Annotated in this window: 12 protein-coding genes and 1 pseudogene; 2 read left to right on the top strand and 11 right to left on the bottom strand. The window is 61.3% G+C overall.

All coding sequences use genetic code 11. The annotated features are described in order from the left end of the window. Positions 1–299 precede the first annotated feature (299 nt). From RR42_RS07765 to RR42_RS07745, 5 genes are all read right to left on the bottom strand, one after another. Positions 300–461: a hypothetical protein gene (locus tag RR42_RS07765; protein WP_236701993.1), complete on the bottom strand. Its 162-nt coding sequence runs from the start codon at positions 459–461 to the stop codon at positions 300–302. Between the two features lie 34 nt (positions 462–495). Beyond that, positions 496–1479 carry an FAD:protein FMN transferase gene (locus tag RR42_RS07760; protein WP_043345380.1) on the bottom strand — a complete coding sequence of 328 codons (984 nt, stop codon included), beginning with the start codon at positions 1477–1479 and terminating at the stop codon, positions 496–498. After that, positions 1460–3667 (bottom strand): PepSY domain-containing protein, encoded by a 2208-nt coding sequence (locus RR42_RS07755; RefSeq protein WP_043345378.1) that lies wholly within the window; start codon positions 3665–3667, stop codon positions 1460–1462. Before RR42_RS07755 ends, RR42_RS07760 begins: the two co-directional genes overlap by 20 nt. Before the next feature lie 25 nt (positions 3668–3692). After that, a complete protein-coding gene (locus RR42_RS07750) occupies positions 3693–4160 on the bottom strand; it encodes a DUF2271 domain-containing protein (protein ID WP_043345375.1) in 468 nt (155 codons plus the stop codon). Positions 4161–4273: 113 nt separating this feature from the next. Beyond that, entirely contained in the window at positions 4274–4687 is a 414-nt protein-coding gene (locus RR42_RS07745; RefSeq protein ID WP_043351604.1) for a PepSY domain-containing protein, read from the bottom strand. A 143-nt stretch (positions 4688–4830) separates the two neighbouring features. Here RR42_RS07745 and RR42_RS07740 point away from each other — a divergent pair, with 143 nt between their 5' ends. Both RR42_RS07740 and RR42_RS07735 read left to right on the top strand, forming a co-directional pair. Next, positions 4831–5490, top strand: coding sequence for a response regulator transcription factor (locus tag RR42_RS07740; protein WP_043345373.1), 660 nt, complete (start codon positions 4831–4833; stop codon positions 5488–5490). Positions 5491–5492: 2 nt separating this feature from the next. Then, entirely contained in the window at positions 5493–6848 is a 1356-nt protein-coding gene (locus RR42_RS07735; RefSeq protein ID WP_043345372.1) for a sensor histidine kinase, read from the top strand. A gap of 99 nt (positions 6849–6947) precedes the next feature. On the opposite strand, the gene RR42_RS07730 is transcribed toward RR42_RS07735, so the two are convergent. The 6 genes and pseudogenes from RR42_RS07730 to RR42_RS07710 form a co-directional block, all read right to left on the bottom strand. Next, the gene (locus tag RR42_RS07730; protein WP_419188880.1) at positions 6948–7559 is read right to left on the bottom strand and encodes a hypothetical protein; all 612 of its coding nucleotides are present in this window, start codon (positions 7557–7559) and stop codon (positions 6948–6950) included. A 166-nt stretch (positions 7560–7725) separates the two neighbouring features. Beyond that, a pseudogene (locus RR42_RS07725) lies at positions 7726–8226 on the bottom strand (ABC transporter ATP-binding protein); the annotation flags it as partial. A gap of 505 nt (positions 8227–8731) precedes the next feature. After that, positions 8732–9088, bottom strand: coding sequence for a hypothetical protein (locus tag RR42_RS07720; RefSeq protein WP_330218519.1), 357 nt, complete (start codon positions 9086–9088; stop codon positions 8732–8734). A 206-nt stretch (positions 9089–9294) separates the two neighbouring features. Then, positions 9295–9921, bottom strand: coding sequence for a hydrolase (locus RR42_RS07715; RefSeq protein ID WP_043351601.1), 627 nt, complete (start codon positions 9919–9921; stop codon positions 9295–9297). 34 nt (positions 9922–9955) lie between these two features. After that, on the bottom strand, positions 9956–10129 hold the full coding sequence (locus RR42_RS40385; protein WP_158408266.1) for a hypothetical protein: 174 nt from the start codon (positions 10127–10129) through the stop codon (positions 9956–9958). Positions 10130–10214: 85 nt separating this feature from the next. Then, a complete protein-coding gene (locus RR42_RS07710; protein WP_043345367.1) occupies positions 10215–10913 on the bottom strand; it encodes a hydrolase in 699 nt (232 codons plus the stop codon). Positions 10914–11517: the final 604 nt, after the last annotated feature.

Genomic DNA, 11517 nt, shown 5'->3' with positions numbered 1-11517 from the left:
CAGCGACGACATCGCGATGCCAAGGCTTTTGAAATCGGCATTTACCTGTCCCCATTGGATTTCGACAGCGGCCCCGATTACCGGTCACGATAGGGGCCGACTGCGTAAGTCCGTCACCATCGGACCGATCGCGCTCCTGCGGCACTGGACGACCCGTCCTGGCAACGACTTGATCTGAGACGGAACTCAGGATGGCGCCTCTAACACCTCCGCCCCGGTTTGGGTCCGCGTCTAGGAATTCAAGTTCCTTTTTCGATCAGCTTCAAGGCTAGCCGCCTGGGTAATTTCGATGAGGTCGCTCAAGCGCTTTCTTCGACGGCGTTTGCAAGAATCCCGTGTTCCAGTTCCGCCGCCTGCTCTGCGCCGCGTGCAAGGTGAGCCGAGACGTCGAGCCAGGTCTGGATGACGTCTGCAACCGGAATGCCGTCACGGAAGACATCGCCGCGCTGGGCGTATGGCAACAGCGCATACCGGCAGCAAAAACTGGCCAGGGTCCTAGCGCGCATTGGCAAAGTAGCCGGTCCCGATCGTGCGCAGCGCATCGCCGTCGCGTACGACGAAGAGTGCGTCGAGGCGCCTGCGCTGAGCATAATCTCGCCCCGCCTGCGCGCCGAGCACCAGCAAGGCTGTCGCGTAGGCGTCCGCGTCCGCGCATGTCGGTGCAATGACCGTCACCGACGCAACGGAACTGCGCAGTGGCGCGCCGGTTCGGGGATCCATTGTGTGCGAGATACGCACACCGTCGATGTCAGCCCAGTGGCGGTAGTCGCCAGACGTCGCAATAGCGGCGTTGCTCAGTTCGATCACGCCCATTGCGGCGTGCCGCTCGTAATCCGGGGCCTCAAGCGCAATCGCCCACGGCGACCCATCCGGCTTGCTTCCGCACGCGCGCATTTCACCGTCGATGCCGACAAGCCATGAGTCGATCTCGTGCTCGCTTAACACGCGTGCAAGTTCGTCGACGCCGAACCCCTTTGCAATACCACACAGATCCAGCGCAACGGGTCCCCGCTTGCGCACCCGGCACCGTTGCACATCCACGTCAATCAGTTCGCTCACAGACGGGCATGGGCTTGCCTTGAACGTGTGCACCGCGCCTGGGCGAGGTGCACGCTGCTCGCCCGATGGCCCAAAACCCCACAAACCGACAAGCCCGCCGACGCCGATGTTGAAGGCGTTGTGCGTATCGTTGCCGATCTCCATCGCACGTGCGAGCAAAGCCGCGAGATTCCTGGACACCGGCACCCAGCAGTCCAGCTCGGCACGATTCAACCGTGACACGTCGGAGCTTTCCTTCCAGTTCGACATCTGCTCGTCAACCGAGCCAAGCGCCGCAGCAAGCCGCGCCGCCAGTTCTTTTTCGTCCGCCTTCGGCGACGTATGGAAGGCCGCCGTGTAGCGGGTTCCCATCGTCGCACCGCTCACGCGCCAAAGCTTGAATTGCGTGTCTGGCAACGCCTCAATAGACATCTTCGACATAGCGTCCCTGTGCTCTCAGTTGTGCGACGGACAAGCCGGTATCCGTCAGAATACGTTCCCACGCCTGCGCGACACCCTCCGCCATCCTGCGGCCGCCGCACACCATGATTTGCGCGCCGTGCGTAACCAGGGTGCGCAAGCTCTGTGTATCGGCGAGAAGGCGCTCCTGCACATAGCTCCGGCTTCCGGAACGTGAGAAGGCAGTCGTGAGTGCCTGCAGCCGCCGGTCGGCTACGAGGTGCTTGAGCTCGTCGCGGTACAGGAAGCCATCGTCAGCATTGCGCGCACCGAAATACAGGTGCATGGGACGGCGGGCCGCATTGTGCCGGATGAAACCGATCAGCGGACCAATCCCGGTACCGGCCCCGATCAGGATCACTGGCGCGCTACCGGCACCCGGCCGAAAGCACGCGTGCGGCCGCATGAATGCCTCAATCATGTCGTCGGGCCGCAGGCCTGTGAGATACCCGGAGCACACGCCGTTCAGATGACGCCGCACGCAGATCTCGACCAGGCCGTCCGCCGTCGCGCTCGCGAGCGAGTAGTACCGGGGCGAGGTGGCGCCCGGCGGCACGACGCCGAGCAGATCCCCCGTCTCGAACCGAGGCAGCCGTGGCCGTCGCAGGGTGGCCCAGAATCTTGCCCCCTCGGCAGGCATGAAACGCAGCACTGAAGTCCTGTCCTCCGGATCCGCACCATAGTCCTCACGTGAGACGAGCTTGAGCGGTATCGTGGGCGGCAGCAATGGTGTGTAGCGGATATCCAGCGACACGCCGAGCCTTTTGGCTAGCCCCGTGCACCACTGCCGGAATTCGGGTTCAGATTGCCGGTCAACCGTGCCCGGCTCGGTCAGTGCTTCCAGCCCCCTGGCGGTCAGCGCGTCATGAACCGTTCGCGCATAGCCGCAAAAATGAGGAAACTGGCGGTCGCCGAAGCCCAAGACCCCGAACGCCACCCCGCCAGGGATCGTCAGGCGTCCGAGCTTCGGCAGGAATCGTATAGCGCTCTCCGGTGCATCGCCGTCACCGTAGGTCGCAGTCAGGACTAGCAGATGCCGCAGGCTGCGGCCGGCTGCAAAATCGTTCATCGGCGCAACATGCACGCGAAGGCCAGCCTGGGTCAGCGCTGCATGCAGTGCCGAAGCAAAGCCCCACGTGCTATTGCCCTCGGTGCCCACCAACAACACAGTATCCGCGTCGCGTGCCGGCACGTTGCGGGCGAGCTTCGGCATGGCCCGTCGACGACGCAGCCACAGCAGCAGGCCGGTTGCGGCCAGCAACGGCACCGACGCCGACGATGCGCCGAGAATCAGACCAAGCCACCATAGTCCTTCGCCCGTGTGCAGCATGCGGACAACCCCGTGCACACGTTGCCAGGCGTCGGCGGGCTGAAAGGCAAGCCATCTGCCTAACGATGGATCGACATAACCGGCTCCATCCGTCGTATTCACTTCGATGATGCTGCTCGGGTCGGCGGCGTTGGCAAACGTCAACTGACGCAGGCTGGAGACATCTATTGCCAGTGCGGGCATCTGCCGCAGTGGCATCGGGGGCGTGGTGATTGCCGAAACGCTGAGGACGGGCTGCTGCGCGCCGCCTTCCGGGATCACGCCGAACGTCGTCAACGACATGAGGACTCCGGTCATCGCGGACAGCGTGAGGCCGGCAAGCGCGGCTCGTGCAGTTTCGTTATGCAAACGCTGCAACCCATCACCCCGGATCGGGGCCAGGATATGCGTCCACCCGCCCATCCGGCGGGCGAGCAATACAAGCCCGGAGAACGCCGCGAATAGCATGAAAGCTGCAGTTGCACCGGTGGCGATCCGGCCAGCGTCGCCGAGAAAGAGCTTGCGGTGCAGGTTCCTCAGCCAACGCTCGACAGGCGAGGGTCGATAATCGCCGACAGCCTTGCCGCTAGCGGGATCAATGATCGATGCACGCTGTTCGCCGCCGGCCCGGTAGTACGCGATGATCGCCCCTGACGGCCGGCGTATGAGTGTTTCGACATCGGGCACCGAGGTGCTCACGCGGCTGGCGAGCGTTGCAACGCTGAGCGGAGCCTGGCCTGGGCGGACGGCACTTGCGTGCTCAAGTGCCGGATTCACAGATAGCGCCACGCCTGTCAAGGCGACGATCGTCATCAGCAATGCGGCGACGAGTCCGGGGATTGAATGGAGCTTACGTAACATCGGGCACCTCCTCGTCGAGCCCCGGTTACAGTGAATAGCGGAACGACTTCACATAGCCGCTCCCCTTGACCGTCTTGTTCGCGCCCGAGGTGGTCAGCGGCACGACGACCTCGGACGGGTACTCCTTCATGTCCTCGACCGCAGTGTCAATGTGGACCTCATATCCGGCGTCGAGCAGCGTGTCGGACAGATCCAGCGTCGCACGCAGCGTCTTGCCTGCGCCGACGCTGGCGCCCGTAATGCCGTCTACCTTTGCGGTGCCGCCCGTGGCGCGATACCAGTCGCGCAGATGCCGGTAGTACTTGGCTTTGCGCCCTGCCACCCATAGCGTGCCCTGGTACCGTCCGGTGCGATCGGTGACATACATGGCAACGTAAGCGCCATCTCCCCCATAGCTCGACAGTTGCGTTTCGAACGAAACCTGACGCGCGGATGCCAGTGAAGGCGCGGCAAGCGCGCCGGCAAGCACGGCGATCGAGATTACGTGTTTCATCGGGATTCTCCTGATTTGGGCAAAAAGGGGGCCATCGCACCCGTCGCATTGGCCTGCCGCTGATTCAGCAGGGGCAACGCCGATGAGGTACGCGGTGCGTCGGCAATAAGGGGTCAGCGGATCTGGACCTGGGGCTTCGCGCCCGGCTTCAGCAAGCCTTCGTGGGGTGCGTCGGCCGGTGGCCTGCCAGTATTCGCGTCCGGCAGGCGTCCGCGTGCTCCGCCGCGGTCGGCGTCTTCACGCTTCATGCGGACGACGTCAAGGGTGACAGGATCAAGTTTTGCCTTAAAAGGCCGGCCATCGGCATCATGCCCCTTGACCTCGTAGCAACCGTCGTCGATCCTGAGCCTGTCGATCTGCCAGCCTTTTTGCTGCGCCATCGTCCGGACAGCGTCACGCGGCTTCCAGGCATTCACTGGCGCCTCGCAATCGTCGCTGTCGTGCGCCTGTGCGGGATGGATGCCGACAGCGCCGACAAGTGCAAACATGGTGAGCATCAGGCTTCTGGCTATTCTCAGGTGTTTCATGACTAACATCTCTCGTTCGCATCCTTGGACTCCACAATGCACCTGAAACCTGAAGCCAAGCTTGCGGGCACAAAGAATTTTCTTCATGTTCGCGACAGGTTCGCGTGGCAAAGTCACGCGAGACACCTATCAGGAAGATCTTAATGAGAGTCCTTCTCATCGAGGATGAGCCTTGGCTCGGGGAGGCCGTTCGCGACCAGATCGAGAAAGACGGACATCCGACCGACTTCGTGGCCAGCCTCGCCGAGGCGCGCCGACACCTTGCTGCTGCTAACTACGACCTAGTCCTGCTCGATCTGCTGCTTCCCGACGGTCGGGGGCTCGACTTCCTGCGAGAGCTTCGCGCGCGTGGTTCGACCGTGCCCGTCATCATCCTGACTGCGCTCGATCAGGTATCGAACCGCATCGCCGGCCTGAACGCCGGCGCGGATGACTATCTCGTCAAGCCATTCGACCTGTCAGAGCTTTCCGCACGGGTAGGCGCGGTGTCACGCCGGTATTCGGGCAATCCGAATCCCCTGGTCGAGCTCGGCGGACTCCGTATCGATACGGTGGGGCGCAGCGTGATGCGCGGTGCCGCACGCATCGACCTGACGGCCAGTGAATGGGCACTTCTCGAAGCGCTGATTCAGCATCCGGGAATAATCGTATCAAGGAGCCGGCTGGAGGATCGCCTTTACTCCTTCAACGAAGAAATTGGCAGCAACACCATCGAGGTACATATGAGCCGCCTACGCAAGAAGCTTGGTGCCGATGTCATTGAGACCTTGCGTGGGCTCGGCTATCGGCTGAAGCAGGACTGACCATGCTGCGCAGCCTGCAAGGTCGACTCGCGGCAGCACTGGTTGCAGGGCTCGCCGTGCTGTCGCTCGCGGCCGCGGCCGCTTCATTCTACGTGCTGCGCCACGAAGTCGATCGGATGTCGGACAGTGCGTTGCAGGAAGCGGCGCAGCGCCTGTTGCCACTCGCCATCATGGATATCGTCGGGCGTGATGCGGATGGCGATGACGATGGCAGCCGCCGTATCGCAGCCGTTCGTCCACACGACGAATTGCTGACCTACGCGGTTCGCGATGACAGGGGCAGACTTTTGCTGCGATCGCACGATGCCGATACGGTCATCTTCCCGTCGGATCTGAAAGCGGGCTTCACTTCAACGGCGTCGCACCGGATCTATGCCGAGCCGGGCTTGCAGGGCACGATCTCCCTGATGATCGCGGAGCCGCTCGCCACGCGCCGGCATGCAGTGATTGAAGCCGCGCTAGCGGTCGCCAGGGTCCTCATCCTGTTTCTGCCGGTGGGCCTGTGTGGCATCTGGCTGATTGTCCGCACCGGGCTACGGCCAATCCGGCGCTTCTGCGACAGCATCGCTGCACGTGGGCAGAACGACCTGACACCGCTCGAAAGAGAGGAACTGCCGACGGAGGTCGCACCGATCGCCGACGCGGTCAATGACCTGATGGCTCGCCTGGACCGCGCGCTGGCCGCGGAGCGTAGCTTCACTGCCAATAGCGCGCACGAGTTGCGCACACCGATTGCCGCAGCCCTTGCGCAGACGCAGCGCCTCATGGCCGAAGCGCCTTCCGACCGAGTGCGAGAGCGAGTACAAAACATCGAACGGGGGTTGCACGCGCTGTCGCGGGTCAGTGAAAGACTCATGCAACTGGCGAAGGCGGAAAATGGGCGCGTGCTCGGGGACGCGCCGCAGGATCTTCGACCAGTACTGGAACTTGTAGTCGAGGATTTTCGGCGCGTGGCCTCTGCGAACCCGATTCAGCTTGACCTGCCCGACCAGCCCGTTCCGTCGTGGATTGATCAGGACGCATTTGCCATTGTCGTGCGCAATCTGGTCGAAAATGCCCAAAAGCACGGCTCACCTGGGCAAACCGTGGGGATTTCGCTGCTGGCCACCGGTTCGCTCACAGTGAGGAATCACGGGCCGGTGCTGCCGAACGATGAACTTGATCGTCTGACAAAGCCTTTCGAGCGTGGCGCGACGGCAGCCAAGGGCAGCGGACTTGGCCTTGCTATCGTCGAAGCGATTGTGCGCGGCGCGGGTTCGTCCCTTGAGCTACGCTCCCCGGTTCCGGGCTGGCAAGACGGCCTGCAAGTAAGCATCGACCGTTTGCTTGTTGCGCCAGCGATGCAGAAGCGCGTGTAAGCGGGCCTGGCGACTTCGATTGCGATGCGTTGTACCGGACACCCGCGGCTCGACCGACAGGCACCCCGAATCGGCTAGGTTCCGACGCACGTTGCTTCGTCACGGTGGAGAAGATAGTCTCCGTGAGCGTCGCCAACGTAAGCGTCGCTCATGCAGCAGGCATACCCAGTCCACTCTTGTGAAAAGGTACACGGCCGCCAGAAGAAGCAGCTGCGAAAGAACGAAGTACAGGCCGAAATAGGCCCCATCAACATCCGTGTCCAGATAGCGCGAGCCCACTTGGGCCAGATGCGTCCACATGAAATAGCTGATGAGGCGTCCGGCAAAGAACGGCAGTCCAATCATCCAAAGCCGCATCCCTGTGAGGCCGTAGGCAATGAAGAGATAGTTCGAGGGGAATGGGCTGAAGGCATAGGCAAGCATGAACCCCATTGTCATGCTTTTGCGGCGCCCCAGCCACTGACCAACTACATCAATGTTCCGCCTGTCATCCTCACGCATCCAGCGCTGGCGCACCAGTGTAAAGGCCATCTGAGCCAAAACCAGGCGGCCAGTAGTCGCTGCACATGCCGCAGCAAGCGCCAGAAGCGCGGGATTGGCCTCCGGCAGTGAAAATCCTATCCATGACATCACCATCCAAGTCGGCGGTGCAAAGGCTGGCATCAGATTCAAGCCAAAGACCACGACGGCAAGGACAAGCAAGCCTGCGATATCGCTCATCCCTGTCCTCCCAAGAAAAAATCAAACTCATCTTCTTGCGCGCAATGCAGCCGCCGGATGGCATCGAGTCCTTAGAGGAGCCGCTGTAATTTCCGCGTGCTCATCTCGTCCGGCCCGTTCGACGGCAAGACGGCACCAGCACGGCGCGCGACGATGCCCCTTGCTCCGTATTTGCGCGCTGAAGAACCTCAAGTACAAGCCTCCCCGTGCTGTAGTCCAACGCTCCAGTCGGCTCGTCGCAGAGAAGAATGTCTGGTTGCTTGACGACGGCCCGGGCAATGGCGATGCGCTGCTGTTCTCCGCCGGCGAGTTGCGCTAAAAAGTGGTCCTTGCGCGCCGATAGCCCTACCAACTCAAGGGCATCGAGCGGATTCATGGGATGTTCGGCAATATTGGCCACCAGTGCGACGTTCTCCAGCCCCGCCAAGCTCGGAATCAGATTGTAGACCTGAAATACGAAGCCGACGTGTTCGCGGCGGCAGAGGATAAGACCGGCCTCATCCGCGTGTGCCAGGTCATGCTTCCCGTATTCGACGGTCCCGGACGTCGGGCAGTCCAACCCGCCAAGAATATGCAGCAACGTCGATTTTCCGCTTCACGATGCTCCCAACAGGACGACAAACTCCAGGTCATAACGGTCAAGGTCCACACCGCTCAAAAAGGACGGGGTACGGGGCGTACATGACCATGTTCGTAAGGTAGCTGATGAACCACTCACAGATTTGAGCTGGATCAAAGAAGCTGTAAGCGCAAGAAGCCGCGCTATACGGCCGGAGAGTCATGAAGAGACCATGATTAACCGGCTGGGCCGCGCCTCCGGCCGTTCGGTGGCGCACACCGGAGATCCCGCCACCCTCATCCGGTTGGCACCATCGAGTAGGGTAAGGGTCTGGCCGGGAGCGCCATGGCGCAAGGAGTTCCCCTGGTTACGCCAGAGCAACAATTTCCTCCTAGATACCTCGAGGAAGTCGCAACAGGATATGACCACGGTTCCACGGACGCCCGAAACAAATGTTAGCAAGCCGAGCAATCCATCACCGGCAGGGGGCAGGCCTTCTCTATGTCCGGCAGTGAGATAAATTTGGCCGTGGCTACGCGGCGTCATAAGGCGGCGCCATGCTCGGCGCACGCATGACGACACGCGCAAACGCAAGGCGCGCGGCCTAAGCGCCGCTGCAGCGCGCAAGCACCGGCACGACGCCCCATGGCACAACGATGCTGAGCGGCAGGATGGCGCTCCACGTGATAAGCCACTGCTTCCACGCGGTTGGGATCTTGACCTTTGCGTTCTTTGGCGTGAACCAGAAATCGAGGCCAGTCCTGATCTCGTACCGGTCGCCCTGCCGCAGCGATGACCGCATTCTCTCAATATGTTGGCGGCGCACATCGGATTCCATCCAGGCGTCGAGGCTCCTGAAGTCGGCGAAGCGGACGATGGTCGCATACTCGCGGCTCGTGCCGACCGGACGTATCACATCGGTGCTCAGGTAGCCGGGAAACCTGGCGCTTGCGGCTCGGATGTCCGCGAGCTACGCGTCATACTGCTCGGCGGCGTCGGGCTCCACCTCGTGGACAATGATGCTCGTCACGATTTCCTGCGGATCGACGGTAGTCGGGTTCATCGCGATTACACTCCCGGCAGAAGTGGGCGCTTTGCTGACGGACTCGGAACGCCGATCCATCACCTGGCAGCGCGCAGAGCGTCAAACGCCTGCATTGAGGACGTTCATGTCGGTTTGATCATGTCACGCGCATAGGCGAGGCCCGTGCCATACCCGCCGCCATGCTCGACCACGATCGAGCGAGCCTTCTCATAGGTGTCATGACGGGTCCAATCCCTCTGGAATTCGAGAAGGACCTGGAGCCAGGAAGTCATGACTGCGCCGGCGGAAGCCATCCGTCGCAACGCAAGATCATGGCTCGTTGGTGTCAGCCCACCGCAAGCATCGGCCGCGACGTATACCTGATATCCCTCGGACAGCGCTGAAAGAACCGGGAAGCTCACGCAGGCCTCCGTCAGCATGCCCGCGATGATCAGCGTACGCTTTCCGGTAGCCGTAATCGCGCCGCGCACCGCATCGTCTTCCCAAAGGTTCATGTTGCGGCGCTCGATCGGCGTGACGTCTGGCAGCACGTCTCTGAAAGCCGGCATCAATGGGCCGCTGTACACCTTCGAGGCTGAAGTGGAGACCACAACCGGCAAGTCAAAGGCGACCGCCGTCTTCGCGAGCGCAAGGCCATTGCCGCGCAGAATCTGGGGGTCTTGAGAACCCGCAGCAAACGCAAGGCCTGCCTGTTCATCAACGAGGATCAAGGCGCAATCGGCGGGGTCGAGCAACGGTAGTTTGGACATGGGAGTTCTCTTGTTCATTCTTGTTCATTCTTGTTCATTTGAGACCGCGATCTGTTCTCATGCCGCGATCTGCGATCAATCCGCCCACCGCCAGCGTGCCGGCGAGGATGCCGAGAGAAGATGACGTATGGGCATGCTTGAAGAATCCGCTCGCGAACGCGAATACGGCGAACTCCCACTTGCTGGCAATCTTCCTTACGCGCTTCATCGTCAGTCGGGATTGAAGTGGGCTGTTGGCCCGGTCTCTGAAATGACTGGACGTCCCTTGGATCGTCCAGCCCGCGAATGCAGTACTAGCGCTCGATCACCTGCGCATGGACCGGCGCCAGCGACTCGTGCTTCGTGGCGGTGCGCTGCTCGGCCTTGTGGACCATGGTGTAGGCGTAGTCCACGCCCATGCCGTAGGCACCCGAGTGTTCCTTGGCCACCTTCATCACCGCGTCGTACGTGTCACGGTTCTTCCAGTCGCGCTGCCATTCAAGCAGCACCTGCTGCCAGGTCACCGGCACCACGCCAGCCTGCACCATGCGCTGCATGGCGTAGTCGTGCGCTTCCTTGGTGGTGCCACCCGAGGCGTCGGCCACCATGTAGATTTCATAGTTGCCTTCGAGCATTGCGCACAGCGCGAACGTGGTATTGCAGACCTCGGTCCACAGGCCGGCGACGATCACCTTCTTGCGGCCATTGGCGGCCAGTGCGTCGCGCACCTTCTGGTCGTCCCATGAGTTCATCGAGGTGCGCTCGAGCGTCTGCTTGCCCGGGAACACGTCGAGCAGTTCGGGGTAGGTATAGCCCGAGAACGAGTCAGACTCGACCGTGGTGATGGTGGTCGGGATGTCGAAGATCCTGGCCGCCTTGGCCAGGCCGACCACGTTGTTCTTCATGGTCTGGCGGTCCATCGACTGCACGCCGAAGGCCATCTGGGGCTGATGGTCGATGAAGATGATCTGGCTGTTGTGCGGGGTCAGGACTTCGAGCTTGGCGTTGGACATGGTGCTTTCTCCGTTCTATTTCATTCAATTTGGTTGATGTTTTTTGGCAGCGAACATTTGTTGTTGCGCTGCCATTGACGTAACTATAGCGGTGATAGTTTTACTAAAAGTGATCCAATCAAGGACGCATCATTCAAATATTTTGAATTCATGAATCCGCTGAGCAGACACCCCGGAGTACGGTGAGGGATATGACTACTCCTCTGCGTCTGTGCTAGACCGTACGCGGTCATCCTCAGGGGGGTCATATCCTTCAATGACTGGATATGTTCGTGCGATAGGGTGTCGATCCAACCTGGGCGGTGCCGGGTGTCATGGTTCCTGCTTCCACTGCACGATGTGGGATGTTGGATGTTGGTAAGCTGGCTTTGCTTGAGTATCTTCGCAACGCGTCTGATATACCAATCATCCTTTGGTATGGTCGATCGGCTCGGCCGCGCGCCGTCCACATGGCCGAATACGGATGTCGACGTGATCTGGCTCGATAGGCGAGTTTCGTTCGGCATGACCCGGGCGACTTTTGCGCACGACCGAATTCTCTTCTGCAGCCGATCCACTTTTTACTCGGGGAGGCGCGCCGTACAGTGACTCCGCTGTCTCATCA

The sequence above is a fragment of the Cupriavidus basilensis genome, assembly GCF_000832305.1.
Taxonomy (GTDB): domain Bacteria; phylum Pseudomonadota; class Gammaproteobacteria; order Burkholderiales; family Burkholderiaceae; genus Cupriavidus; species Cupriavidus basilensis_F.
The sequence above is the reverse complement of the archived record's forward strand: the minus strand, read 5'-3'. Positions and strand labels throughout refer to the sequence as shown.

Coding starts and splice junctions, on each gene's coding strand:
- RR42_RS07715 (WP_043351601.1), bottom strand. CDS start 9,921: ATGTCCAAACTACCGTTGCTCGACCCCGCCGATTGCGCCTTGATCCTC.
- RR42_RS40385 (WP_158408266.1), bottom strand. CDS start 10,129: ATGAAGCGCGTAAGGAAGATTGCCAGCAAGTGGGAGTTCGCCGTATTC.
- RR42_RS07755 (WP_043345378.1), bottom strand. CDS start 3,667: ATGTTACGTAAGCTCCATTCAATCCCCGGACTCGTCGCCGCATTGCTG.
- RR42_RS07710 (WP_043345367.1), bottom strand. CDS start 10,913: ATGTCCAACGCCAAGCTCGAAGTCCTGACCCCGCACAACAGCCAGATC.
- RR42_RS07745 (WP_043351604.1), bottom strand. CDS start 4,687: ATGAAACACCTGAGAATAGCCAGAAGCCTGATGCTCACCATGTTTGCA.
- RR42_RS07735 (WP_043345372.1), top strand. CDS start 5,493: ATGCTGCGCAGCCTGCAAGGTCGACTCGCGGCAGCACTGGTTGCAGGG.
- RR42_RS07750 (WP_043345375.1), bottom strand. CDS start 4,160: ATGAAACACGTAATCTCGATCGCCGTGCTTGCCGGCGCGCTTGCCGCG.
- RR42_RS07740 (WP_043345373.1), top strand. CDS start 4,831: ATGAGAGTCCTTCTCATCGAGGATGAGCCTTGGCTCGGGGAGGCCGTT.
- RR42_RS07760 (WP_043345380.1), bottom strand. CDS start 1,479: ATGTCGAAGATGTCTATTGAGGCGTTGCCAGACACGCAATTCAAGCTT.